Origin of the sequence: Actinoplanes sp. NPDC051343, from assembly GCF_044455125.1 — a bacterium.
Lineage (GTDB): Bacteria > Actinomycetota > Actinomycetes > Mycobacteriales > Micromonosporaceae > Actinoplanes.
Genome location: NZ_JBITEL010000008.1, coordinates 276,613 through 299,900, shown reverse-complemented (window position 1 = coordinate 299,900; position 23,288 = coordinate 276,613). Strand labels below are relative to the sequence as shown.

The following is a 23,288-nucleotide window of genomic DNA, read 5'->3' as shown; positions in this document are numbered from 1 at the left end:
GGGTGACGTCTGCGGTCCTCGATGAGGCGATCAAGAAGGCGGCGCTGGCCTGGGTCTCGGTCGGTGACGGGCCGGCGCTCGGCCTCTGGTGCATGCCGCTGGAGGGTGCGCTGATCGTGGTGACCGGGCCGGGCGAGCAGTTCGCGCCCGACCTGCCCGGTGCCTCGCGCGCGACGGTCCGGCTGCGAGGCGACAACGGCGGCCTGATCGTGGTCGCGGAGATGACGGTCGCCCGCATCCTGCCCGGCAGCGACGACTGGGAAGCGGCGGCGCCGCAGCTGGCGGGCAAGCGGCTGAACGCGCACGGGTCGGCCGACGAGGTGGTCACGCGGTGGGTCGAGACGGGATGCACGGTGGTGCGGCTGAGCCCGGTCGACGATGCGACGGTGGCCGCGCCCGACCTGCCGGCCGAGTCGGCCGCCGCCGAGCCGCGGGAGACGCCGGCCCGGGTCGAGGTGCGGCGCCCGTTCCGGCTGCACAAGGTGCGCCGGCGCTGAAATAGCGACCGCCGGACGACCTCGCTCAGCCGACGAACGGCGGGACGGCGATCTCACCCTTGGCGATGGGTACCACGTGGCCGGTGACCGTCGCTGACACGGCCGCACCGCCGGCCGCCGTCACGGTGCAGTCCAGCAAAGAGGGCCGCTTCATCTCGACACCTTGGTGAATCCGGTAGGACGAGGTGCCCTCCGCCGGGAGGGCGCCCGCGGCCACCAGCCACACGCCCAGGCCGAGGGCGGCCGAGCCGGTCGCCGCGTCTTCCCACACGGCATCCCCGGGGACGAACACCCGTGCGTGAGCGGTGTCGCCCTCCCACCCGAACACGCAGACACCGTCCGCCCCGCTCCGGGCGGCCGCGGCTGTGTCGAGCCGGGCGGCGGCGACTGCTTCCCGGCGTACGGGAAGAAACGCCCAGCTCAGGCCGCATCCGGCGGAACGTGGGGCAGCGAGATCGGCCAAGTCGGTCGAGCGGAGCGAGACCGCCGCGAGGAGCGGCTCCGAATCGAGCGGCGGGCCCAGCGTCGGCGGACCGCCGGTGAGCGTCGCCGTACCCGCCTCGGTCACCGTGATCGGCAGCAGGCCCGCGCCGCACTCCTGGACCACCTCGCCCGGGCCGAAAAGGCCACGCCGCATCGAGGTCACCGCGGCGCCCACGCTCGGGTGGCCGGCGAACGGGAGTTCCGACGAGCCGGTGAAGATGCGCGCCCGGTAGGTCGCCGAGGGGTCGGCCGGGTCGAGCACGAACACCGTCTCCGAGAGGTTGAACTCGCGGGCCAGCGTCTGCATCTGGTCATGCCCCAGATCGGCGGCGCCGTAGACCACGGCCAGCGGGTTCCCGGTGAAGGGCCGATCGGTGAACACGTCCACGATCTCGTAAGCCACGATGGACATGTCCGGACCCTAACCTAGGCTGGGTCCGTGACCATGGGGACGAGGGTATATCTGGCTCGGCTTGCCGGGTTGGGCGTGTTCGACCCCAACGGCGACCGGGTGGGCCGGGTGCGCGACAGCGTGGTGCGGCTGCGCACCACCAACCGGCCGCCGCAGGTGGTCGGGCTGGTCGCCGAGATGGCCCTGCGCCGGCGGATCTTCCTGCCGATCGGACGGGTCACCTCGATGGACAGCGACGCGGTCGTGCTCGGCACCGGCATGCTCAACCTGCGCCGGTTCGAGAAACGGCCCAACGAGCTGCTGGTGGTGGAGGACCTGCTCGACCGGCGGGTGACCGTGATGCCGGACGAGACGGCGACCCTGGAAGGGGGCACGCCGGGCACCGTCGTCGACATCGGCATGGAGCTCAACCGCAACACCGAGTGGCTGGTCACCCGGGTCGCGGTGCGGGAGCTGACCGGGCGGCTGGCCCGGCGCGGCCACGTCTACCAGGCCGAATACGGCCGGGTGCGGGGCCTGGTCGGGCCGACCGACACCCAGGGCACCGCCAACCTGCTGGCGCTGCTCGAGCAGATGCGGCCGGCCGACATGGCCAACGCGCTGCAGGACCTGCCGGACGCGCGGCGTAACGAGGTGGCGGCCGCGATGAGCGACCGCCGGCTGGCCGACGTGCTCGAGGAGCTGCCCGAGCACGATCAGGTCGAGATCATCGCCGGGCTGGCGCGGGAGCGGGCGGCCGACGTGCTCGAAAGGATGGATCCGGACGACGCCGCCGACCTGCTGGCCGAGCTGCCACAGGTCGAGCAGACGGTGCTGCTCGACCTGATGGAGCCCGAAGAGGCCGCCCCGGTACGCCAGCTCCTGAGCTACGACCCGGGCACGGCCGGCAGCATGATGACCTCCGAGCCGGTGATCCTCACGCCCGACACGACGGTCGCCGAGGCGCTGGCCCACATCCGGGAGCCGGAGCTGTCGCCGGCGATCGCCGCGCAGGTGTTCGTGGCCCGGGCGCCATCGGCCACCCCGACCGGCAAATACTTGGGCATGGTCTACTTCCAGCGGCTGCTGCGGGAGCCACCGGCGTCGATCCTCGGCGGCATCGTCGACAACGATCTGGAGCCGCTGCGGCCGGAGACCCCCCTGGTCGAGGTGACCAAGCGGATGGCGATGTACGACCTGGTCGCCCTGCCGGTGGTCGACTCGACCCGTCGGTTGCTCGGCGCGGTCACGGTCGACGACGTGCTCGACCATTCGCTGCCGCGCGACTGGCGCGACCGTGACCTCAACGATCCCGAGGAGGTCGAACAGTGACGGAGCCCCGCCGGGATCGCACCGACCGTCTCGACCAGCCGATCGAGACGGGCCGGGTGCGGCTGCCCCGGTTCAACCCGGAGGCGTTCGGCCGGATCTCCGAAAGCATCGCCCGCTACATGGGTACGGCCCAGTTCATCGTCTGGATGACGATCGTGATCGGGGCCTGGTTCGCCTGGAACACGCTGGCGCCCCGGTCGTGGCAGTTCGACCCGTACACCTTCACGTTCCTCACGCTGGTCCTGTCGTTGCAGGCCTCGTACGCCGCGCCGCTGATCCTGCTCGCGCAGAACCGGCAGACCGACCGGGACCGTCTGGCGTCCGAGGAGGACCGCCGCCGGGCGGCCGCGCAGAAAGCCGACACCGAATATCTGACCCGCGAGATCGCATCGCTGAGGATCGCTCTCGGCGAGGTCGCGACCCGCGACTTCCTGCGTAACGAACTGGCCCGGCTGGCCGACGAACTGGACGAGGCGGCGCTGCGGCGGGAGAAGCGAGCACGTATGGAGTGGGAGGATGACCGCTCCTGACCGCGACGTAGCATGGTCGCTATGTCCGCAGCACCTGCCGCAACGCTCGAGGACGCGATTCAGGCCGCCCTGGCGACCGTCGACGATCCCGAGATCCGCCGCCCGATCACCGACCTCGGCATGGTCAAGGGCTTCACCGTCGCCGATCGCCGGGTCACCGTCGAGCTCCTGCTGACCGTCAGCGGTTGCCCGCTGCGCGACAAGCTCAACAGCGACATCACCGCCGCCCTCACCAAGATCCCGGGGATCGAGGAGGTGCGCATCGATTTCGGCGTGATGACCGAGGAGCAGCGCAAAGCGCTGCAGGCCACGCTGCGCGGTGGCGAGGCTGCCGCGGAACCGGTCATTCCGTTCGCCCAGCCGGGCTCCCGGACGCGGGTGTACGCCGTAGCCAGCGGTAAAGGCGGTGTCGGCAAGTCGAGCGTGACCGTCAACCTGGCGGCGGCGCTCGCCCAGCGGGGCCTCTCGGTCGGCGTGATCGACGCCGACATCTACGGCCACTCGGTGCCGCGCATGCTCGGCGCCGACGGCCGGCCCACCCGCGTGGAAGACATGATCATGCCGCCGCAGTCGCACGGCGTGAAGGTGATCTCGATCGGCATGTTCACCGCCGGCAACGCCGCGGTGGTCTGGCGGGGTCCGATGCTGCACCGCGCACTGCAGCAGTTCCTGGCCGACGTCTACTGGGGCGACCTCGACGTGCTGCTGCTCGACCTGCCGCCGGGCACCGGCGACGTGGCGATCTCGCTGGCCCAGCTCCTACCGAACGCCGAGATCCTGGTCGTCACCACCCCGCAGATGGCGGCCGCCGAGGTGGCCGAGCGGGCCGGGGCGATCGCGATGCAGACCCACCAGCGGCTGGTCGGCGTGGTGGAAAACATGTCGTGGCTCGAGCTGCCGGACGGCTCCCGCATGGAGGTCTTCGGTTCCGGCGGCGGCCAGACGGTGGCCGACTCGCTGACCACGACCGTCGGCGCCTCGGTGCCGCTGCTCGGTCAGGTGCCGCTCGACACCCGGGTGCGTGAGGCAGGCGACTCCGGCACGCCGATCGTGCTGTCCGACCCGGAGGCTCCGGCGGCCAAGGCGCTGGCCGCGGTCGCCGACCGACTGGCGGTCCGGCGCGACTCGCTGGTCGGCAAGCCCCTCGGCCTGATGGTCACCACCAAGAGCTGAGCTCCAGGCACGGAAAAGGCCCGGCTTCGGCCGGGCCTTCTGCGTCACTCACGCCATTTTTTCTGTACGGTCCTCGCGCACTTGATCGTGCCGGTCGGCCCGCGTCTGAGCTAGGCGGCGTCAGGCCCTGCGCTAGTCGCGGGGGTGCGCCGACGTCGCGCGGGCGATCCGCCGCCGTCGCGGGATCAGGTCGCGTCGAGGTCGAAACGCTGGCCTAGTGCCTTCGGGGCCTCGGCCGGCGCGACCGCGCTCGACTCCGCCGCCGACTTGCGCGGGTCGGCCGCCGCGGCCACCGAGGCGATGTCGTCGCGGACCCCGGTGAGGTCCGACTTGACGTCCTCGAAGAGGCCCTGCAGCGGCTTGCGGATGGCCGCCTCGTCGTCCTCGCTGAGGATGTGCTTGCGGATGAACGCCTTCGGGTGCAGATCCTGCAGCTGGATGTCGGTGCCGAGCTCGCGGCTCAGGTCGGTGGTCGCGTTCTGCGCCATCGCGCGCAGGCCTCGCAGCATCTTCAGACCGTCGCCGATCACCTTGGGCAGGCGCTCACCGAAGATCAGCAGCGCCAGCAGGAGCAGCGCGCCGATCTCCCACCAGTTCAGGTTCTCGAACACGAGCGGGCCTCCCTAGAACGTCCCGCGCCAAGACTACGCACGGATCCGGCCGGGCGGGAGTCCGCGGTGTCAGTTCGCGTCGGCGACCAGGGTCACCGAGGTGGTCTTGGTGTCGGAGCCCCGGCGGTATTCGAGCGGGATCGTCGCGCCGGGCGCATAGCTGCGGACCAGGGCGATCAGGTCGGTACCGTCGTTGAGGACGTGCCCGTCGAGCTTGGTGATCGTGTCGCCGCCCTTGAGGCCGGCCGCCGCGGCGGGACCGGACGGCTCGACCGTACGCAGCTTGGCGCCGCCCGTGCCGGTGCCGGTCGCGCTGGTGGTGACCTCGGCGCCGATGACCGTGCGGCGGGCCTTGCCGTGGTCGATGATGTCGTTCGCCATCCGGCGGGCCTGGTTGATCGGGATCGCGAAGGCCAGCCCGATGTTGCCGGCCTCGGTCTCGGTGCCGCCGACCGAGCGGATCACCGAGTTCATGCCGATCACCCGGCCGGCGGCGTCGGCCAGCGGGCCGCCCGAGTTGCCCTGGTTGACCGCGGCGTCGGTCTGGATCGCCGCGTAGTAGCGCGTGGGGCCGCCCGGGTCGTTCGCCTCGATCGGCCGGTCGAGCGCGCTGATGATGCCCCCGGTGACGGTGTTTTCCAGGTCGAGCGGCGAACCGAACGCGAACACCGGGTCGCCGACCGCGATCGAGTCGGAGTTGCCGAACGTCACCGGGGTGAGGCCGGACTTTGCGACCTTGATCACGGCGATGTCGGACTCCTGGTCGTGGCCGACGAGCGTGGCCTGCGCGGTCGACCCGTCGACGAACGCCACCGTGATGGCCCCGTCGGCCCCTTCGACCACGTGGTCGTTGGTGATCACGTAACCATTGGCCGACGCCACGAAGCCCGACCCGATCGCGCCCGTGACCCGCACCGTGACGACGCTCGGCTGCACCTTCTTGACGATGCCGGCCTGCGAGTCGGGCGCCCGGTTGGCGGCCGCCGGGGCCTGGGTCGGCGTCGCCCCGAGGGCGTTGCCACCACCCCCGCCGACGCCGCTGCGCACCGCGAAGACGTAGCCCAGCGCACCGCCGAGCCCACCCGCCAGCAGGGCGGTGACCAGGCAGATCGCCATTACCGAGCCGAGACCGCGGCGGGGCGCGTCGGGATTGGCGACCCGCTCGGGGGCGGGCCCCGAGTTGGCCGGGGCGGCCGGGACGACGACCTGGGCCGGCGCGTACGGATCGCGCCAGGGGTCGCTCAGCGCATCGGACCACCAGGGCGACGGCCCGGAGGGTGAACCGGTGGCAGGCGGCGGCGTGACGGGTCGCGCATTCCAGCCGTCGGTCACAGCTCAGCCTCCCAGTCGCGATCCTGCAGGAGCACGGCTCCCCGTCCAGGATGACACGGATCAGGATGTCACGGATCCACGAGCCTGCCCCGGCGCGGGCCGTTCCGTGCCGATCCGGGACATCGACCGCCCGATGCGACGGCGGGCAGCATCGCTCTACTCTCTTATCCCATGTACGCCGGTTATCCGCGTGCATGCCCGTCGCCGCCCGGAGGTCGTCATCGTCCCGCCAGCCCGTCCGCTCGGTCCGTCGACGTCCCAGTCGCTGCAGTTCGCCGAGGCGTACGCCGCCGAGGACGCCGTGCTCCAGACCGCCCGCGGGCTCGCCGCCGAGCTGGGCCTGGAGGCCGTCAGCCCGGCCGCCGGCTCGGTGCTGCGGCTGCTGGCCGCCGCCGGCAGCGCCAAGGCGGTCGTCGAGATCGGCACCGGGGCCGGGGTGAGCGGGGTGTGGCTGCTGCGCGGCATGCGCCCGGACGGCGTTCTCACCACGATCGACGTCGACAACGAGCACCAGCGGATCGCCCGGCGGATCTTCGTCGCGGCCGGGTTCGCCACCTCGCGCACCCGGATCATCACCGGGCGGGCGCTCGACGTGCTGCCCCGGCTGGCCGACGGCGTCTACGACGTGGTCTTCGTCGACGCCGACCCGACCGAGATCGGCGCCTGCGCCGACGCCGCGCTGCGGCTGCTGCGGCCGGGCGGGACGCTGCTGGTCAACGGCGCGATGGCGGGTGGCCGCATCAACGACCCGTCGGCCCGCGACGTCGACACGCTGACGATCCGGGAGACCGTGCGGGCGGTCCGGGAGTCCGAGGAGTGGATTCCGGCGATCATCCCGTCCGGCGCGGGGTTACTGGCCGCCGTCAAACGCTGAGGCGCCGTCCACGGCGGCCAGGTAACGCAGCAGGGTGCGGGCGCCCCAGCCGGTCGCCCCCTTGGTCAGCTCGAGCTCGGTGCGGTCGGTCCAGGCCGGTCCGGCCATGTCGATGTGGGCCCAGCGGTCGGCGTGGTCGCCGAGGAAATCGCGCAGGAACAGCGCGGCCGCCCCACCGCCCTTGGCCGGCGAGCTGTGCCGGTCGGCGATCTCGCTGCGCAGGTATTCGCGGTATTCGTCGATCAGCGGCATCCGCCATATGCGCTCGCCGGCCGTCGCGCCGTGCGCGGTCAGCGCCGCGGCCAGGTCGTCGCTGCCGCTGTAGAGCGCGGCCATGGTCTCGCCCAGCGCGACCACCTGGGCGCCGGTCAGCGTGGCGATGTCGACGATCACGTCCGGCTCGAGTTCGGCCACCGCGTAGCCCAGGGCGTCGGCCAGCACCAGGCGGCCCTCGGCGTCGGAGTTGGTCGACTCGCTGGTCGAGCCGTCGTAGTGGGTGATCACGTCGCCGGGGCGGAAGGCGTCGGCGCCGATCGCGTTCTCCGCCATCGGGGCCAGCGCGGTGATGCGTACGCCCTCGAGGCCGAGGTCGGCCGCGGCGAGGGTGGCCGCCACGACGGCGGCCGCGCCGGCCATGTCGTCCTTCATGGTCTTCATGCCCGGGCGGGTCTTGATCGAGATGCCGCCGGTGTCGAACGTGATGCCCTTGCCGATCAGCACCACGTGGGTGCGGGCGGCGGCCGGGCGCCAGGTCACCTCGACGAGGCAGGGCTTGGACTTGGAGCCGCCGCCGACGGCCCGGATGCCGCCGAAGCGGGCCAGGTCGTCGCCGGAGCGGATGGTGACCTCGATGCCGGGGCGCCCGGCCGCGGAGCCGACGACCTCTTCGGCGAACCAGTCCGGGTTCTTGAGCGAGGAGGGCGCGTTGGTGAGGTCGCGGGCGAGCCAGGTCGCCTCGCTGCCGGCTTGCGCCTGGGTCAGGCTCACCGCGTACGCGTCGGATGCCGTCACGATCTGCACCTCGCCGGACCGGCGCTCCTCGCGGGCATCGCGATAGCGATAACCGCCGAGCCAGATGCCCTCGGCCAGACCGCGCACCGCGGCCGCGGTCTCGTCGCCGCCGAGCGCGACCTGGAACGGCTGGTCGTCGGGCAGCGCGCGGACCGCGGCGGCGCCGGCGGCCCGCCAGCCCGCCTCGTCGCCGTCACCCACCCCGACCAGGAGGACCTTGGCCGGACGCTGCAGGGGCCGGGGAAGAATGTTGACCGCGCCGGCCTCGCCGGCGTCGGTCAGTGAGGCCGCGAAGGCGGCGACATCGTCGGAGTGAGCCCGGGCGGCGCCGATCGGCACCACGCGGGTCTGGTCGTCGTCGAGTCGGTCGGTGAGGCGGATCGCAAACACGGGAGCATGACCTTTCTCGAAGACGTGGAAAGCCCGCCGGTACGGGCGGTACCGTACCGGCGGGCTCGCGTGAAACGTCAGCCGGCGATCGACTTCAACGCGTCGCCCAGCGCGTTGGCCTCGTCCGGAGTCATCTCAACGACGAGACGGCCACCACCTTCCAGCGGGACACGCATGACGATGCCCCGCCCCTCCTTGGTGACCTCCAGCGGACCATCGCCCGTCCGCGGCTTCATCGCCGCCATCTTGTCTCCCCTCAGACCTACATCAGGGTGTCGGTGGGTTGCCCCACACACAGCCACTTCTCAACGCCACGAGCTACGCCCCACGTGACGCGTGTACACCTTCGTTATCCGACCGGCGGCCGCAGGCCCTCGCTAGTGATGAAGCGACGTCCCACCGTGCCGATCAAACATTTTCCCTGATGAACACCGGCAAGCCCAAACTCAGCCCGGGCGGATGTGACAGCGTCTAGCATATCGTCTTTTGGGCTGTCACAATGTGCGGTCATGCAGGCGCGGTCGGCACTCTTCGACCTGTACGGCGACTACCTGCGCTCCCGTGGCGGCCGGGCGCCGGTTGCCGCCCTGGTCAGGCTGCTTGCGCCGCTCGGCATCGCGGCGCCGGCGGTACGCACCGCGGTGTCCCGGATGGTGCGCCAGGGCTGGCTCCACCCGATGCGTCTGGGCTCCGGACCGGGTTATCTGCTGACCCCGAAGGCGGCGCGCCGTCTCGACGAGGCGTCGGCCCGGATCTACCGCACCGGGCGTTCCGGGTGGGACGGACGGTTCGATCTCATTCTGCTGCATGCCCCGCTGCCGAAGCGGGAGGCCGGCCGCATGGCGTTCCTCGGGTACGGCTCGCTGGGCGACAACGCCTTCGTCGCGCCCCGGGCGGCCGAGGAGGTCGACGGCGTGCTCCAGGAGGCCGGCGTGGCCTACGAGCGGTTCAGCGCAAGCCACGCGGCCGGCACGCCGGGCGCGGCCGAAGTGGTCGAGCGGGCCTGGGACCTCGGCGAGCTGGGCCGGGCGTACGAGAGCTTCGTGACCGACCTGCGGCCGGTCGTCACCGCGGTGAACGGCCGCAGCACCGACGAAGAGGCGTACGCGGCCCGGTTCCTGCTCGTGCACGCCTGGCGGTCGTTCCTGTTCCGCGATCCGCAGCTGCCCGCCGCGCTGTTGCCCGCGCGCTGGCCGGGCGCCGGCGCGGCCGGTTTCTTCGACCGGCACTCGGCCCGGTTGCGGCCGGCCGCCGACCGGTACGTCGAGCGCTGCCTGCACACGACGGGCCGGGCCGGGCGTGTGGGACTCTCAGATACATGACTGACTCCTTGCTCTCCGACCGCGACGGCGCGGTAGTCACTCTCACCCTCAACCGGCCCGAGGCGATGAACGCGCTCGACGTCGACCTCAAGGAGGCGCTGCGCGACACGCTGGCGTCGCTGGAGAGCGACAAGTCGTGCCGGGCGATCGTGCTGGCCGGTGCGGGCGGGGCGTTCTGCGTCGGTCAGGACCTGCGGGAGCACGCCGCCCAGCTGGAGTCCGGCCACACCGACCTCGACACCGTGCGGCAGCACTACAACCCGATCGCCCAGCGGCTGGCCGGCATGCCGAAGCCGGTGGTCGCCGCGGTGCGCGGGATGGCGGCCGGGGCCGGTGCGTCGTTCGCCCTGCTGGCCGATTTCCGGATCGGCGGGCCGAAGACCCGGTTCCTGATGGCCTTCGCCAACGTGGGCCTGGCCGGCGACAGCGGCGTCTCGTGGTCGCTGCCGCGCATCGTCGGGCACGCCCGGGCGGTCGAGATGCTGCTGCTGGCCGAGCCGGTCAAGGCGCCCGAGGCGCTGGCCATGGGCCTGCTGTCCCGCCTGGTCGACGACGACGAGCAGGTGCTGACGGCGGCGCACGAGCTGGCCGCCCGGCTGGCCGCCGGGCCGACGGTGGCGTACGGCGCGATCAAGCGCGAGCTGTCGATCGGTGACGCCGGCACTCTCTCCGACGCGCTGGCCGCCGAGGCGCAGGCCCAGACCATCACCGGCGCGACGGCCGACCACAAGGCAGCGGTGAACGCCTTCGTGGCCAAGCAGAAGCCGGTGTTCGAGGGTCGGTGATATGACCCATTTGGGATAGCTGCAGTTACATGTATCTATTCATAGGGTTCTACCCAGGCATTCCGACCTGGGGAGGATCCGATGAAGCTTCTGGTACGCGCCGCCCTCGTGGCGGTCACCCTCGCGGCGTGGGGCGCCGCTGCGCCTCCGGCCAGTGCGGCCCCGGCAAGTCCGGCCGTCGTCGGCGGCACGCGGGCCGCGCAGGGCGAGTTCCCGTTCGTGGTGCGGCTGTCGATGGGCTGCGGCGGCGCGCTCTACAGCCCGACCATCGTGCTGACCGCCGCACACTGCGTCTCGCGCACCGGCACCAACACGTCGATCACCGCGACGCTCGGCTCGGTCGACCTGCAGTCGAGCAGCCGGATCACCGTCAAGTCGAACTACGTCTACCAGGCGCCCGGTTACAACGGGAACGGCAAGGACTGGGCGCTGATCCGCCTGGCCAGCCCGGTCACCGGCCTGGCCACGCTGCCGCTGGCCACGACCACGGCGTACGACTCGGGGACGTTCACGATCGTCGGCTGGGGCGCGGCCTCGGAGGGCGGCGCCCAACAGCGCTACCTGCTCAAGGCCACGGTTCCGTTCGTCAGCGACACGACCTGCAACTCGCGGACGATGTACAACGGCGAGGTGATCGCCAGCGACGAGATCTGCGCCGGCTACGCCTCCGGCGGCACCGACACGTGCCAGGGCGACTCGGGCGGCCCGATGTTCCGCCGGGACGCCAGTGACGCGTGGATCCAGGTCGGCATCGTGAGCTGGGGCGACGGGTGCGCGCGGCCCAACAAGCCGGGCGTGTATTCGCAGGTCAGCACGTTCGCCGCGAACATCAAGGCGGCCGCCGCGAGCCTCGGCGGCTAACGGCGGGTTTTAGTCTTCGTCGTCCTCTTCCTCCGGGTCCTGGTTGGCTTGTTCGCCGAGCACGTAAACCTGCATCGCCAGCTCGTCGCCGAGCGGCCAGACGTAGGTCGGCAGCTCGGCCGGCCCGAGCTCGGACACGTGCGACCAGAACTGCCGCACCGCCTCGGCCGGGTTCGCGGCCTCGATCGGCATCGTGACGCTGACCAACCAGCGCTTCTCGGTGCCGGGTCGAGCCCCGAGCCCGGCCGCGAGCCGCCGGAAGATCTCCGCATCGACCGGGGTCACGTCGCCGGTCAGCGCCAGGCCCTCGAGCAGCACCGGAGCGTCGAACGAGTGGCGCAGATAGGTCATCTCGCCGTCGGCCTTGCCGGCCCGGGCGAGCGCCACGACGTGGCCGTCGGCGATCAGCAGGACCTCGTCGTCGGCCGCCACGCCGGGCGCGCCGGCCGCGAGGGTCAGCGTGTCGTTGTGGAACAGCCGCTCGGTCGTCCACTGCTCCGCCGGGATGATCACCGCCCAGTGCGCCATGCGTTCCATCTCATCACGGTTCATTTCAACACCGTGCGGGCGGCACCCAGCAACCGGCCAGGTGGTCGTCGACCATCCCGGTCGCCTGCATCAGTGCGTAAGCGGTGGTGGGGCCCACGAACTTGAAGCCGCGTCTCTTGAGCTCCTTGGCCATCGCCTTGGACTCGGGCGTGGTCGCCGGCACCTCGGCGCCGCTGCGCGGGCGGGCCGGGCGCGGATCGGGCGCGAAACCCCAGAGCAGGGGCGTGAGACCGCCGGGGAGGTCGGCCGCGACCCGGGCGTTGTGGATGGCCGCGTCGACCTTCATCCGGTTGCGGACGATGCCGGGGTCGGCCATCAGCCGGGTCGCGTCGGCCTCGGAGAACGCCGCCACTTTGTCGATCTTGAAGCCGGCGAAGGCGCCTCGGAACGACTCCCGCTTGCGCAGGATCGTGATCCAGGACAGCCCCGACTGGAACGCCTCCAGGCACATGCGCTCGAACAGCGCGTCGTCGCCGCGCACCACGCGGCCCCACTCGTTGTCGTGGTAGGGCACGTAGTCGGGGGTGCTGCCGCCCCAGGAGCAGCGGGCTCGCCCGTCCGGCCCGACGACCAGGCCGCTGGTCTCAGGGAGCGTCGTTTCCGTCATGGCAGCCAACCTAGGGCCACCCTCCGACAAAAATCAGGGCAGGCGGCCCTGCTCGACCAGCCGGCCGAACTTCTTCAGCGCACCGGTGAAGCTCAGCTTCGAACCCGGCCAGAGCACCGGCCAGGCCAGCTTCCCGATCGGGCCGACCGGCAGGTGGAACCACTCGTGCAGGACGACCTGGGTGCGATCACCGGACATCGCCGTGCAGCGCACCGAACCGGGACCCCGAAGCACCTTGCCGCAGTGCACGACCTTCACCTCGTACGGCGGATTGACCTTGATCACCCGCAGTTCGTCGCGCAGCGACGCCGGGCCGATCGCCGTGATCGCCTCGACCAGGCTGCCCTCGCCGCCGTCGCCCTGCACCACCCGCACCTTGGTGAACGGGATCCACTCGGACTGCTTCTCCCAGTTGAGGAAGGCCGCGAACACGCGCTGGGCCGGCGCGTTGACGATGACCGTGGCCGTTACCTCGCCGGTGCCGGGGCGGGCGGGATCGTCGCCCAGCCCGTCGCTCACCGGCGCTCCGCCGCTTCGGACTCCTCGGCCTTTTCGTCGGCCTTCCCGAGGTCTTCGTCCTCGGCCGGCGCCTTCTCCCCGGCCGGCGCCTTCTCCGCAACGGGCGCCTTCTCCTCGACGGGCTCAGAGTCGGCGGCGATCTCGTCGGGCGGAATCACCGACAGCTCGATGACCGGGCCCTCGGCCGGGGCCGGGATCACCGGCGCCACCGCGGCCTCGCGGGCCTTGCGCAGCACGTCGGCGTCGGCCAGCCGGCCCTCGCGCAGCGCGGCCACCTCCGCCTCGAGCACGCCGATCAGCTCACCCTTGTAACCGATGTCGTAGGCGGCCCGCTGGAGCGCCTGGTCGACCTGGGCCATCCGGTAGCCGCGCCAGGCGACGTCGAACCTGGTCTGGCCCATGTCCTCCTCACCGAGCGGGCGGTCGGTGGGAAGCGGAACGGCATGGCCGTCCGCTTCGACAGGCGTCAATCCGGAATCGCCTCCGCCCAACATCACGGTCACGCCGAAGACGATTGCGGCGACCACGACCGCCACGACGATGAAGAGGAGAAGCTGACCCATGCGCAGAATGTTGGCACGAGCGCTTGCGCGTGGCGAGCCCGCCACCCCGACCAGCTCCGAGCGGCCAGGGTTTGTCCAGCTCAGGTCCAGGTGAGGATCTTCTTGCGCCAGGCGTAGACGATGCCCAGCGCGAGCACCGCGACGAAGATGCCCATCTCGGTCACGCTGGCCCCGCCGAAGCCCGGCCGATCGAAGATCACGGCCCAGGGAAAGAGGAAAACCGCCTCGACGGCGAAAAGCACATAGAGGTACGCGTAGACGTAGTAGCGGATCTGCGCCTGGGCCCAGTCACCACCGACCGGGTCGACACCGCTCTCGTACGAGATGCGCTTGCCCAGCGGCTCGGCCGGGTCGGCGGGCCGCAACAGCCGGTTGGCCCCGAACGCCCCCACGAAGACCAGCACGCCGGCGCCGATCACCAGCGCGAGCGTGGCGTACGAACCCAGGTAGCCGTCCACGATCGAAAGCCTACGGCCTACGTGACATGGATGACCCGCCGCATGGTGGACTCGGCTGGATCAGGGAAGCCTGCCCTAGCTACTGTGGTCAACGGTCTGCGACTGCCGTGTAAGGAGCGGCGACGTAGGCTGGAAGTGACTATTCAGCGGGCCGGCCCATCGACGCGTCCTCGTCCGCCGGCTTGCTCTCACGGGAGGTTGGTCAACGTGGCCGCTGTTTCGAAGCGGGTCGAACAGCTGGACCGGGTGGTCATCCGGTTCGCCGGCGACTCGGGCGACGGCATGCAGCTCACCGGGGACCGGTTCACATCCGAAACCGCGCAGCTGGGCAACGATATCTCGACGCTACCCAACTTCCCGGCCGAGATCCGCGCACCAGCAGGCACCCTCCCGGGTGTGTCGAGCTTCCAGGTGCACTTCGCCGACTACGACATCCTGACCCCGGGCGACGCTCCCAACGTCCTGGTCGCGATGAACCCGGCGGCGCTCAAGGCCAACCTGTCCGACCTGCCGCACGGCGCCGACCTGATCGTCAACACCGACGAGTTCACCAAGCGCAACCTGGCCAAGGTCGGTTACGCGGTGAGCCCGCTCGACGACGGCTCCCTGGACGCCTACGCCGTGCACCCGGTCGCCCTCACCTCGATGACGGTGGGCGCGCTGACCGATCACGGCGTCTCGAAGAAGGACGCCGAGCGCGCGAAGAACATGTTCGCGCTGGGCCTGCTCAGCTGGATGTACTCGCGGCCCTTCGAGTCGACCCTGCGGTTCCTGGAGCGCAAGTTCGCCAAGCGTCCCGACCTGGTCGCGGCCAACAAGGCGGCGTTCAACGCCGGGTGGAACTTCGGCGAGACGACCGAAGACTTCGCGGTGCGCTACGAGGTCAAGCCGGCCAAGATGCTCCCCGGCACCTACCGCAACATCACCGGCAACCAGGCGCTCGCGCTCGGGCTGGTGGCGGCCGGTGTGCGGGCCAAGCTGCCGGTGTTCCTCGGCGCCTACCCGATCACCCCGGCGTCCGACATCCTGCACGAGCTGAGCAAGCACAAGCGGTTCGGCGTCACCACGATGCAGGCCGAGGACGAGATCGCCGCGATCGGGGCGGCTCTGGGCGCGGCGTACGGCGGCGCGCTCGGCGTCACCACGACATCGGGCCCGGGTGTCGCGCTCAAGGGCGAGACGATCTCGCTGGCCATCGCGCTCGAGCTGCCGCTCGTGATCGTCGACGTGCAGCGGGCCGGGCCGTCGACCGGCATGCCCACCAAGACCGAGCAGGCCGACCTCAACATGGCGCTCTACGGCCGCCACGGCGAGGCGCCGCTGGCCGTGGTCGCACCCAAGTCGCCGTCCGACTGCTTCCACGCGGCGATCGAGGCGGCGCGGATCGCGCTGACCTACCGCACGCCGGTCATCCTGCTCTCCGACAACTACGTGGCCAACGGCTCCGAGCCGTGGCTGCTGCCCGAGGTCGCCGAGCTGCCCGACCTGACGGTGTCGTACGCGACCGAGCCCAACGGCGAGGACGGCCGCTTCCTGCCCTACCTGCGTGACCCGGAGACCATGGCCAGGCCGTGGGCGATCCCCGGCACCGCGGGCCTCGAGCACCGCATCGGCGGCCTGGAAAAGGCTGACAAGACCGGTGACATCTCGTACGACCCGGCCAACCACGAGTTCATGGTGCGCACCCGGGCCGCCCGCATCGAGGCGATCCCGGTGCCCGACGCCGAGATCGACGACCCGGACGACAACGCGACCGTGCTGGTGCTGGGCTGGGGTTCGACGTACGGCCCGATCGGCGCGGCGTGCCGCGCCCTGCGGCAGCGTGGTCTGCCGATCGCTCAGGCCCACCTGCGGCATCTCTCGCCGCTGCCGGCCAACCTCGGCGAGATCCTGAAGGCGTACGACAAGGTGGTCGTCCCCGAGATGAACCTGGGCCAGCTCGCTCACGTGGTCCGGGCGAAATACCTTGTCGACGCCATTCCGTTCAACCAGATCAGCGGCCTGCCCTTCACCGCCGCAACACTGGAAAGCATGCTCGAGGACGTGGTCAAGAATGGTTAGCACCTCCATCCCGTTGACTCCGGTCAAGCTGACCGCCAAGGACTTCAAGTCCGACCAGGAGGTTCGCTGGTGCCCGGGCTGCGGTGACTACTCGATCCTCGCCGCCATGCAGCGGTTCATGCCCGAGCTCGGCATTCCGCGGGAAAAGATCGTCTTCATCTCGGGCATCGGTTGTTCGTCGCGCTTCCCGTACTACATGAACACGTACGGGATGCACTCGATCCACGGCCGGGCCCCGGCGATCGCGACCGGCCTCTCGTCGTCGCGCCCGGACCTGAACGTCTGGGTCGTGACCGGCGACGGCGACGCGCTGTCGATCGGCGGCAACCACCTGATCCACGCCCTGCGGCGCAACGTCAACCTGAAGATCCTGCTGTTCAACAACCGGATCTACGGCCTGACCAAGGGTCAATACTCGCCGACCTCGGAGCTGGGCAAGATCACGAAGTCGACGCCGGCCGGTTCCGCCGACTCGCCGTTCAACCCGCTCTCGCTGGCGCTCGGCGCCGAGGCTTCGTTCGTGGCTCGCACGATCGACTCGGACGCCAAGCACCTGCAGTCGGTGCTGCGCCAGGCGGCCGAGCACCAGGGCTCGGCGTTCGTCGAGATCTACCAGAACTGCAACATCTTCAACGACGGCGCGTTCGAGCTGATCAAGGACGCGAGCACACGCGACGACCACCTGATCCGCCTCGAGCAGGGTCAGCCGATCACCTTCGGCCCGGACGGGAAGTTCTCGGTCGTGCACCCCGAGGGCAGCTTCGGGCTCAAGGTGCAAGAGGGCGGCACCGCGATCGTCCACGACGCCACGGTCGACGACCCGGCGTACGCGTTCGCCCTGTCCCGCCTCTCCGGCTCCGACCTGGCCACGACGCCGATCGGCGTCTTCCGCAACGTCACCCGCCCGACCTACGACGAGATCCTGCAGAAGCAGCTGATCGACGCGAAGGCTCAGGCCACCGGCAGCCCCGACGAGATGCTCGGCGAGCTGCTCACCGCGGCCGACACCTGGACCATCCTCTAGGAGGAAACCTCGACCGGGCTGTCCTGGTTGCGGATGTAGACGAGCATGTCGCCGGTCTCGATGGTCGGCGTCTGCTCGCCTCCGAGCGGCAGCACCTTGCCCCGGCGGATCAGCGCGACGACCAGCGTGGTCAGCCCGCGCGGGCTCTGGCCCACTTCGGAGCGATCGGCGCTGCGCATGGCCAGCGCCATGCCCTGGCCGGGGGTGAGCAGGTCTTCCACCACGTCGATGAGCGGCGGCGCGGTTGTGGTCAGCCCGAGCAGCCGGCCGGCGGTCGCCGAGGAGACGATCACGTGGTGGGCGCCGCTCTGCTTGAGCAGCGCCGCGTTTTCCTGCTCGCGGACCGCCGCGATGATGCGCACCTGGCCGGCCGTGAGCTGGCGGACGGTCAGCGTGATCAGCACCGACGCCTCGTCGCTGTCGGTGGCGATGATGACCGACTTGCAGTTCTTCACGTCGGCCTCGTTGAGCACCGAGGAGCGCGTCGCGTTGCCGGTGACCGCCGCGAGCCCGTTGGCCGTGGCCTGGCGCAGCGCGTCCTCCCGGTTCTCCACGATCACGATCTTCGACTTGTCGTAGCCGTTCTCCAGCAGGGCGCCGACCGCGGCGCGGCCCTTGGTGCCGTAGCCGCAGATGATCACGTGGTCCTTCAACTTGCGCCTCCACCGGCTGACCCGCAGCGTGTTGCGGTATTGGTCGGTCAGCACCTCGAGGGTCGTGCCGACCAGGATGATCAGGAAGAGCACGCGGGCCGGAGTGATCAGCAGGACGTTGACCAGCCGGGCGTCCGGGGTGACCGGGGTGATGTCGCCGTAACCGGTGGTGGAGAGCGAGACCACCGCGTAGTAAAAACAGTCGAGGAGGGTCAGGCCGTCGTTGTTGACGTCGCGGTAGCCACCCCGATCGGAATAGATGATCACGACGGTGGCCAGCACGAGGAGGACAGCGAACGCCATCCGGATGGAGAGCGCGCGAAGGGGCCCACGGCGGACCAACGGCAAACGGATCATGAGGTGTCCTGCACGCCCACACCTTAGCGGCCGCTGTCGGCCGGACCACTCAGGACATCACACTAACGCTCGTTAAGGAATACCCACCGGTAGCTTCCGCCACGATAAATCGATAGTTCATTGATCTTCTTGTATGCGTTAAGTATTTGATCCAACACTTTCCGTATGACGCGACGCATCCTTCTCGTCCTCGCACTCGTCCTCGCCGCGCTCATCCCTGCCGGCGCCGCCGCAGCGTCCACCCCCGCCGACAAACCCACCGTCCTGTCCAACTGGACGCAGCCCACCGCGGCCAGCACGGCCGCCTGGAACGCCGCCCGCGTCAACCAGGGAGCGTGGACCGCGTACAACTTCGACTGGTCGACCGACTACTGCTCGGACAGCCCGGACAACCCGCTCGGGTTCGCGTTCAGCACGTCCTGCTGGCACCACGACTTCGGCTACCGCAACTACAAGGCGGCCGGCCAGTTCCCGGCCAACAAGGACCGGATCGACAACATGTTCTACGCCGACCTCAAGCGGGTCTGCGCCACCTACAACAGCGCCGTCCAGCCCGCCTGCTACAGCCTGGCCTGGACGTACTACCAGGCCGTCCACGTGTTCGGTTCGATCTCCGCGGTCAACCAGGCCGACATCGACAAGGCGGCCCGCATCAGGTCGCAGTCCCTGCAAGCCGCCCACTGAGCGCACCGTCCTGAAGGTCCGGGTGCTCGACCGCCAGGGCCATCGCGACGATCCGGTCAAACCCCAGATCAACCCCATCGGCGTACGCGGCGTCGAACGTCGCGTCGCCGAGGGCTGATCGCAGCGCCGACTGCTGAGCCGACCAGAACTTGCCGAACATCTCCGTACGCCGAGCCCCCCGAGCCGCCTCGGCCCCGCCGAACAGCACGGCGGCCGTCGCCGGATCCCCGCCGATCGAGCAGCGCACCGCGATCGCGGCGACCGCGTCGGCCGCCGCGCCCCGGAACCCGTGCCGCAGCCGCGACCGCAGCGCCACCACCAGGTGGTCGTGCGCGGCGACCAGGTCACCCCGGCGCAGCGCGACCATCCCGAGCAGCCAGTCGACGGTTCGCCGGCCACGGTCCTCGGGCCGGCTCGCCTCCAGCTGACGAGCCCCGCCCAGCAGTTCGGCCGCCTCGTCCAGCGCATCCCGCCGCCACAGCAACTCGGCCAGAGCGACCACCGCCGGAAGAGCGGCCTCGGGCACACCGATCCGCTCGGCGCGCACGATCACGTCCTGGCAGAGCCGCTCGGCCTCCTCGTGCCGGCGCGCCTCGAGCAGATTGAGCCGGCGGGCGGCCAACGCCCGTACGAGCAGAACCGGATCGTCGGTCGCCCGCTCGGCCCGCTCGACGAACCGCTCCCGCTCGTCCTGATCGGCGACCAGTTCGGCATGCGCGAGGTAGGCCCGGGCCGCCTCGGCTCCGTCCACAGCATCCCGTTCCAGGCGGTGGTAGAGCCGGGACAGCAGGTCGCGGCCCTCCAGCACCCCGCCGTGCTCACGCCACCAGGGAACCAGCGCGTCGGCCAGACGCAGGCCGGCCCGCGCGCTGCCGTCGGTCGCGGCCCAGCGCAGCGCCTCCTGCCACTCCCCCACGAACGGCGCCAGGTCGGTCAGCGACACCGTGCGCGGCTGCCCGTCGGTGTCCACCGCGACACCGTCCAGCGTGTGCAGCGACCAGGCCACGTGCCGGTCGCGCACCTCATGCTCGTCGCCGGCCGTCGCGAGGTGCCGGTTCGCGTACGCCCGGACCTGCTCCGACATCCGGTAGCGCGGGCCCGGCACGACCTCGACCAGCGACTTGTCGACCAGTTCGGAGAGAGCGGCGAGCGCGTCCGGTCCGCACCACTCGACGGTGGAAAGCTCCACCGGACCGGCGAAGACGGCCAGGCGGCGCAGCAGCCCGGCCGCGGCACCGCTGAGCGTCCGATGCGACCAGTTCAGGCTGGCCGTGAGACTCGAATGACGGTCGGCATCGGCGTACTCGTCAAGCGCGGGAGGATCGAGAGCCGTCAGCGGATCACCCAGCCGGACCGCCAGCTGAGCCGCCGAAAGAAGCCGCAGCCGAGCCGCGGCAAACTCGATCGCCAGGGGCGAGCCCTCCAGGCGAGCCGCCACCGAGGACAGATCGGCCCGATCGTCGGCCGGACCGCACTGCTCACCCCGCGAGGCCGAGACCCGAGCATCGAGCAACTCGAACGCGTCAGCGGGTTGAAGCGGCGGAATCCGCCAGACCACCTCTCCCGGCACGCCGAGCGGCATCCGGCCGGTGACCAGCACGTCCACCCCCGGGCAGGCGGTGAGCAGCCGCCGCACCAGGGCCGCGCAGGCTCCGGGCACGACCTCGCAGGTCTCCAGCAGGAGCAGCATCCGGCGGGATGCGCACTGTTCGAGCAGGGTCTCGAGCACCGGACGACCGGGCTCGGTCCGAAGACCGAGAACCGCGGCCATGGCGGGCGCCAGGCCGGTCGAGGCGGCCGCGGCATCGACGGTCCACACGCCGTCGGGGTACGGGCTCTCGGGGTACGCGCCTTTCAGGTTCGAGCTCTCGGGGCTCTCGCCTTCGGGGTACGGGCCCTCGAGGTGCGCGCCCTCGAGGTACGCGCCTTTCAGGTTCGAGCTCTCGCGGCTCGCGCCTTCGTGGCTCGCGCCGTCAGCGTTCGCGCCCTCGCGGCTCGCGCCCTCGCGGCTTGCGCCCTCGGGGTACACGCCTTCGCGGCTCGCGCCCTCGCGGCTCGCGCCCTCGCGGCTCGCGCCCTCGCGGTACGCGCCTTCGCGGTACGCGCCTTCGCGGCTCGCGCCCGCAGTGTGCGCGCCTTCGGGGTTCGGGCTCAGCATGCTCTGGGCCACCGACAGCGCGAGCCTCGACTTGCCGGCGCCTCCGGGACCGGCCACCGTGACCAGTCGGTGCCGCCCGAGCAGGCCCGATAGTTCGGCGATCTCGGCCCGGCGACCGATCAGCGGGGTGAGCGGAGCGGGGAGATTGTGGATCGGCGCGGCCGGTGTGCGCGGCCGCGGGAACTCGCGGTCGAGCCCGGGGGCGAGCACCTGGAAGAGGCGCTCGTCGTCGTCGAAGCCGCGGAGCCGATGCGGTCCGAGATCAAGAAAGGCCAGCTCCTCGGCCTTGGCAATCGTCCTCGTCGTCGGCTTCGTGGTCGCCTTCGCCGTCGCCTCGGAACACAGAATCTGCCCGCCGTGAGCGGCCGCCGCGACGCGCGCCGCGCGGTGCACTTCTGTACTGGTGTATTCGTCGTTCTTCGGCTGGGCCCAGCCGGTGTGCAGACCGATTCGCACCTTGGGCCGGCAGTCCGGAGCCGGCCAGTCATGTGCGGAGAGTCGATGCTGCGCCGCCACACCGGCCGCGAGTGCTGACTCAGCGTTGCCAAAGGCGACGAAGAAACTGTCACCCTCAGTGAACATCTCGACACCGCCGAAGTCACTCAGCGCAGCGCGAACGGCAGTGCGATGGGCGCCGAGGACCGGCCCATAGGAATCGCCGAGCATCCGGGCCAGACGAGTCGAACCCTCGATGTCGGTGAACATAAAGGTCACCAGCCCACTCGGCAGCTCGGTTCGTCCCGACACGGTGAACCTCCGCCCCCTTTGGGAAGTCGCGTCTCATGCTGCCGTACCGCAGTTGTACCGCACATCGTAGAAACGGACGGTAACCATCCACACGCCAAGGCTGACCTCGTACGGAGGACACTCCGTAGAAGTCATCGACGTTCTCGTACGGCACTACGCGTGACGTAACGAAAAGGATGAAGCGCAGTTGCGCTGCAGTTGGTCATATCGCGTCGACCGTTCGGGTGTACCCGCAAGAGATCGCGGCGCGGCGGCGTCCGATGTGGGCTCGCCTGTGATCGTCCGAGGGATTTGCGTTCACGGCTCAGTAGCAGCGCGGCAACCTAGCGCTGCCGTCCGCTGTAACCCAGATCTCAAAGAAAAGTTGCGGCGGCTCAGCCGCAGCCGCAGCCGCCACCACAACAGCCGCCGCTCCGGGGCTGCGTATCGCCGCGCCCCCCACCCACCGAGACAGTGGACAGCAGCTTCACCGTGTCGTCGTGGCCCGCCGGACAGGACGCCGGCGCGGATGCCTCGCGCATCGGGCGATTGACCTCGAAGGTGTCGCCGCAGGCGCGGCAGCGAAACTCGTAGCGCGGCATTGCCACAGCGTAAGCCCAGGCGGCCGGAGGCCGGGAGCCCCAGTGTTCCAAGGTCACTCGCAGGTTATCCACAGGCTTCGAACGGGCCGGGGCCGGGCGTGCCGGGGTTGGGTAGTGTCGACCGCGTGGCAGAGCGGCAATCGACACCGGCTGAAAGCATCGAGCTGCGTGCGGCGGTGCCGCATCAGGCCGGGCCGCTCGGCAGCTCGGGCGCGGCCCCCGACGTCCGTCGGCCCGCGGGCGGCTCGAGCGTTCCCCAGCCACGGCAGTCACCCGACGAGTCCGGCGAGGCGGCTACCTCTTCGCCTTCCCCCGCGACGGGGTCGGGCCGCGACAATTCGGAAGGTTCGTCGACCACCCCCGGCTCCCCCGGCGAGGCAGCCGACTCGACGGATGAGGCGGCCCGCTCCGCCGCCACCAAGACCGTCGTCGGTGCGACAGGCCTGACGGGCGGCCCCGCGGTCGGTGCTTTTTCGGACGACGAGGCGGCGCCGGCCGGAGGCGTCAAGGCCACAGACGACGCACCTACTACTGCGACCATCCTGGCGCCCGAAGCGGGCACCTCCACCGCGACCGTCGCCACAACGCCGGCCGCAGTCGACTCGACAAGCCCGACCGAGACGCCCAGCACCACCCAACCGCCCAGCACCACCCAACCGCCCAGCACCACCCAACCGCCCAGCACCACCCAACCGCCCAGCACCACCCAACCGCCCAGCACCACCCAACCGCCCA

General features: G+C 70.7%; 24 protein-coding genes and 1 pseudogene. 12 read left to right on the top strand and 13 right to left on the bottom strand.

Annotated features, from left to right (window positions below; genetic code table 11):
- Window positions 1-2 precede the first annotated feature (2 nt).
- On the top strand, window positions 3-497 hold the full coding sequence (locus ACIA5C_RS27075; RefSeq protein WP_396059338.1) for a hypothetical protein: 495 nt from the start codon (window positions 3-5) through the stop codon (window positions 495-497).
- A gap of 25 nt (window positions 498-522) precedes the next feature.
- Here the strand turns inward: ACIA5C_RS27075 and ACIA5C_RS27070 are convergent, their stop codons facing one another.
- The gene (locus ACIA5C_RS27070; protein WP_396059336.1) at window positions 523-1,392 is read right to left on the bottom strand and encodes a PhzF family phenazine biosynthesis protein; all 870 of its coding nucleotides are present in this window, start codon (window positions 1,390-1,392) and stop codon (window positions 523-525) included.
- Between the two features lie 27 nt (window positions 1,393-1,419).
- On the opposite strand from ACIA5C_RS27070, the gene ACIA5C_RS27065 reads away from it, so the two are divergent.
- The 3 genes from ACIA5C_RS27065 to ACIA5C_RS27055 are packed head-to-tail and all read left to right on the top strand — an operon-like array spanning window position 1,420 to window position 4,406.
- The gene (locus tag ACIA5C_RS27065) at window positions 1,420-2,703 is read left to right on the top strand and encodes a magnesium transporter MgtE N-terminal domain-containing protein (protein WP_396059334.1); all 1,284 of its coding nucleotides are present in this window, start codon (window positions 1,420-1,422) and stop codon (window positions 2,701-2,703) included.
- Window positions 2,700-3,233 carry a DUF1003 domain-containing protein gene (locus tag ACIA5C_RS27060; protein WP_396059332.1) on the top strand — a complete coding sequence of 178 codons (534 nt, stop codon included), beginning with the start codon at window positions 2,700-2,702 and terminating at the stop codon, window positions 3,231-3,233. Before ACIA5C_RS27065 ends, ACIA5C_RS27060 begins: the two co-directional genes overlap by 4 nt.
- Window positions 3,234-3,254: 21 nt before the next feature.
- Entirely contained in the window at window positions 3,255-4,406 is a 1,152-nt protein-coding gene (locus ACIA5C_RS27055) for an Mrp/NBP35 family ATP-binding protein (RefSeq protein ID WP_396059330.1), read from the top strand.
- 185 nt (window positions 4,407-4,591) lie between these two features.
- Here the strand turns inward: ACIA5C_RS27055 and ACIA5C_RS27050 are convergent, their stop codons facing one another.
- Window positions 4,592-5,017 carry a preprotein translocase subunit TatB gene (locus ACIA5C_RS27050; protein ID WP_396059328.1) on the bottom strand — a complete coding sequence of 142 codons (426 nt, stop codon included), beginning with the start codon at window positions 5,015-5,017 and terminating at the stop codon, window positions 4,592-4,594.
- Between the two features lie 69 nt (window positions 5,018-5,086).
- Complete coding sequence (locus tag ACIA5C_RS27045) at window positions 5,087-6,349, bottom strand: S1C family serine protease (RefSeq protein ID WP_396059326.1); 1,263 nt, start codon at window positions 6,347-6,349, stop codon at window positions 5,087-5,089.
- A 265-nt stretch (window positions 6,350-6,614) separates the two neighbouring features.
- On the opposite strand from ACIA5C_RS27045, the gene ACIA5C_RS27040 reads away from it, so the two are divergent.
- On the top strand, window positions 6,615-7,223 hold the full coding sequence (locus ACIA5C_RS27040; RefSeq protein ID WP_396059664.1) for an O-methyltransferase: 609 nt from the start codon (window positions 6,615-6,617) through the stop codon (window positions 7,221-7,223).
- On the opposite strand, the gene ACIA5C_RS27035 is transcribed toward ACIA5C_RS27040, so the two are convergent.
- Both ACIA5C_RS27035 and ACIA5C_RS27030 read right to left on the bottom strand, forming a co-directional pair.
- Window positions 7,200-8,624 (bottom strand): leucyl aminopeptidase family protein, encoded by a 1,425-nt coding sequence (locus ACIA5C_RS27035; protein ID WP_396059324.1) that lies wholly within the window; start codon window positions 8,622-8,624, stop codon window positions 7,200-7,202. The genes ACIA5C_RS27040 and ACIA5C_RS27035 overlap by 24 nt on opposite strands.
- 77 nt (window positions 8,625-8,701) lie before the next feature.
- Window positions 8,702-8,869, bottom strand: coding sequence for a DUF3117 domain-containing protein (locus tag ACIA5C_RS27030; RefSeq protein ID WP_014447667.1), 168 nt, complete (start codon window positions 8,867-8,869; stop codon window positions 8,702-8,704).
- Between the two features lie 264 nt (window positions 8,870-9,133).
- On the opposite strand from ACIA5C_RS27030, the gene ACIA5C_RS27025 reads away from it, so the two are divergent.
- The 3 genes from ACIA5C_RS27025 (at window position 9,134) to ACIA5C_RS27015 (ending at window position 11,592) form a co-directional block, all read left to right on the top strand.
- The gene (locus tag ACIA5C_RS27025; RefSeq protein WP_396059322.1) at window positions 9,134-9,946 is read left to right on the top strand and encodes a PaaX family transcriptional regulator C-terminal domain-containing protein; all 813 of its coding nucleotides are present in this window, start codon (window positions 9,134-9,136) and stop codon (window positions 9,944-9,946) included.
- A complete protein-coding gene (locus ACIA5C_RS27020) occupies window positions 9,943-10,731 on the top strand; it encodes an enoyl-CoA hydratase/isomerase family protein (protein WP_396059320.1) in 789 nt (262 codons plus the stop codon). The genes ACIA5C_RS27025 and ACIA5C_RS27020 overlap by 4 nt, the downstream gene beginning before the upstream one ends.
- An 81-nt stretch (window positions 10,732-10,812) precedes the next feature.
- A complete protein-coding gene (locus ACIA5C_RS27015) occupies window positions 10,813-11,592 on the top strand; it encodes a S1 family peptidase (protein WP_396059318.1) in 780 nt (259 codons plus the stop codon).
- A gap of 9 nt (window positions 11,593-11,601) precedes the next feature.
- On the opposite strand, the gene ACIA5C_RS27010 is transcribed toward ACIA5C_RS27015, so the two are convergent.
- From ACIA5C_RS27010 to ndhC, 5 genes are all read right to left on the bottom strand, one after another.
- On the bottom strand, window positions 11,602-12,144 hold the full coding sequence (locus tag ACIA5C_RS27010) for a hypothetical protein (RefSeq protein WP_396059316.1): 543 nt from the start codon (window positions 12,142-12,144) through the stop codon (window positions 11,602-11,604).
- A gap of 1 nt (window position 12,145) precedes the next feature.
- Window positions 12,146-12,748, bottom strand: coding sequence for a DNA-3-methyladenine glycosylase I (locus ACIA5C_RS27005; protein WP_396059314.1), 603 nt, complete (start codon window positions 12,746-12,748; stop codon window positions 12,146-12,148).
- Between the two features lie 33 nt (window positions 12,749-12,781).
- Complete coding sequence (locus ACIA5C_RS27000) at window positions 12,782-13,267, bottom strand: SRPBCC family protein (protein ID WP_396059312.1); 486 nt, start codon at window positions 13,265-13,267, stop codon at window positions 12,782-12,784.
- Window positions 13,264-13,830 (bottom strand): DivIVA domain-containing protein, encoded by a 567-nt coding sequence (locus ACIA5C_RS26995; protein ID WP_396059310.1) that lies wholly within the window; start codon window positions 13,828-13,830, stop codon window positions 13,264-13,266. The genes ACIA5C_RS27000 and ACIA5C_RS26995 overlap by 4 nt, the downstream gene beginning before the upstream one ends.
- Before the next feature lie 80 nt (window positions 13,831-13,910).
- A complete protein-coding gene (ndhC, locus tag ACIA5C_RS26990) occupies window positions 13,911-14,288 on the bottom strand; it encodes an NADH-quinone oxidoreductase subunit A (RefSeq protein WP_396059308.1) in 378 nt (125 codons plus the stop codon).
- A 207-nt stretch (window positions 14,289-14,495) separates the two neighbouring features.
- Here ndhC and ACIA5C_RS26985 point away from each other — a divergent pair, with 207 nt between their 5' ends.
- Both ACIA5C_RS26985 and ACIA5C_RS26980 read left to right on the top strand, forming a co-directional pair.
- Window positions 14,496-16,349, top strand: coding sequence for a 2-oxoacid:acceptor oxidoreductase subunit alpha (locus tag ACIA5C_RS26985; protein WP_396059306.1), 1,854 nt, complete (start codon window positions 14,496-14,498; stop codon window positions 16,347-16,349).
- Window positions 16,342-17,373 (top strand): 2-oxoacid:ferredoxin oxidoreductase subunit beta, encoded by a 1,032-nt coding sequence (locus ACIA5C_RS26980; RefSeq protein ID WP_396059304.1) that lies wholly within the window; start codon window positions 16,342-16,344, stop codon window positions 17,371-17,373. The genes ACIA5C_RS26985 and ACIA5C_RS26980 overlap by 8 nt, the downstream gene beginning before the upstream one ends.
- Here the strand turns inward: ACIA5C_RS26980 and ACIA5C_RS26975 are convergent.
- A complete protein-coding gene (locus ACIA5C_RS26975) occupies window positions 17,370-18,383 on the bottom strand; it encodes a potassium channel family protein (protein WP_396059302.1) in 1,014 nt (337 codons plus the stop codon). The two genes, ACIA5C_RS26980 and ACIA5C_RS26975, sit on opposite strands and share 4 nt — an antisense overlap.
- A gap of 165 nt (window positions 18,384-18,548) precedes the next feature.
- On the opposite strand from ACIA5C_RS26975, the gene ACIA5C_RS26970 reads away from it, so the two are divergent.
- Complete coding sequence (locus tag ACIA5C_RS26970; protein ID WP_396059300.1) at window positions 18,549-19,067, top strand: phospholipase; 519 nt, start codon at window positions 18,549-18,551, stop codon at window positions 19,065-19,067.
- Here the strand turns inward: ACIA5C_RS26970 and ACIA5C_RS26965 are convergent.
- A complete protein-coding gene (locus ACIA5C_RS26965) occupies window positions 19,036-21,972 on the bottom strand; it encodes an adenylate/guanylate cyclase domain-containing protein (RefSeq protein WP_396059298.1) in 2,937 nt (978 codons plus the stop codon). The two genes, ACIA5C_RS26970 and ACIA5C_RS26965, sit on opposite strands and share 32 nt — an antisense overlap.
- 374 nt (window positions 21,973-22,346) lie before the next feature.
- The gene (locus tag ACIA5C_RS26960; protein ID WP_396059296.1) at window positions 22,347-22,553 is read right to left on the bottom strand and encodes a zinc ribbon domain-containing protein; all 207 of its coding nucleotides are present in this window, start codon (window positions 22,551-22,553) and stop codon (window positions 22,347-22,349) included.
- A 125-nt stretch (window positions 22,554-22,678) separates the two neighbouring features.
- Here ACIA5C_RS26960 and ACIA5C_RS26955 point away from each other — a divergent pair.
- Window positions 22,679-23,288: pseudogene (locus ACIA5C_RS26955) on the top strand (hypothetical protein); the annotation flags it as partial.

What these genes read in the sequence shown, in the direction of transcription:
- ACIA5C_RS26975 (WP_396059302.1), bottom strand. Translation starts at nt 18,383, where the DNA reads ATGATCCGTTTGCCGTTGGTCCGCCGTGGGCCCCTTCGCGCGCTCTCC.
- ACIA5C_RS27030 (WP_014447667.1), bottom strand. Translation starts at nt 8,869, where the DNA reads ATGGCGGCGATGAAGCCGCGGACGGGCGATGGTCCGCTGGAGGTCACC.
- ACIA5C_RS27020 (WP_396059320.1), top strand. Translation starts at nt 9,943, where the DNA reads ATGACTGACTCCTTGCTCTCCGACCGCGACGGCGCGGTAGTCACTCTC.
- ACIA5C_RS27005 (WP_396059314.1), bottom strand. Translation starts at nt 12,748, where the DNA reads ATGACGGAAACGACGCTCCCTGAGACCAGCGGCCTGGTCGTCGGGCCG.
- ACIA5C_RS27025 (WP_396059322.1), top strand. Translation starts at nt 9,134, where the DNA reads ATGCAGGCGCGGTCGGCACTCTTCGACCTGTACGGCGACTACCTGCGC.
- ACIA5C_RS27055 (WP_396059330.1), top strand. Translation starts at nt 3,255, where the DNA reads ATGTCCGCAGCACCTGCCGCAACGCTCGAGGACGCGATTCAGGCCGCC.
- ACIA5C_RS26970 (WP_396059300.1), top strand. Translation starts at nt 18,549, where the DNA reads ATGACGCGACGCATCCTTCTCGTCCTCGCACTCGTCCTCGCCGCGCTC.
- ACIA5C_RS26960 (WP_396059296.1), bottom strand. Translation starts at nt 22,553, where the DNA reads ATGCCGCGCTACGAGTTTCGCTGCCGCGCCTGCGGCGACACCTTCGAG.
- ACIA5C_RS27010 (WP_396059316.1), bottom strand. Translation starts at nt 12,144, where the DNA reads ATGAACCGTGATGAGATGGAACGCATGGCGCACTGGGCGGTGATCATC.
- ACIA5C_RS27070 (WP_396059336.1), bottom strand. Translation starts at nt 1,392, where the DNA reads ATGTCCATCGTGGCTTACGAGATCGTGGACGTGTTCACCGATCGGCCC.
- ACIA5C_RS27015 (WP_396059318.1), top strand. Translation starts at nt 10,813, where the DNA reads ATGAAGCTTCTGGTACGCGCCGCCCTCGTGGCGGTCACCCTCGCGGCG.
- ACIA5C_RS26995 (WP_396059310.1), bottom strand. Translation starts at nt 13,830, where the DNA reads ATGGGTCAGCTTCTCCTCTTCATCGTCGTGGCGGTCGTGGTCGCCGCA.
- ACIA5C_RS26980 (WP_396059304.1), top strand. Translation starts at nt 16,342, where the DNA reads ATGGTTAGCACCTCCATCCCGTTGACTCCGGTCAAGCTGACCGCCAAG.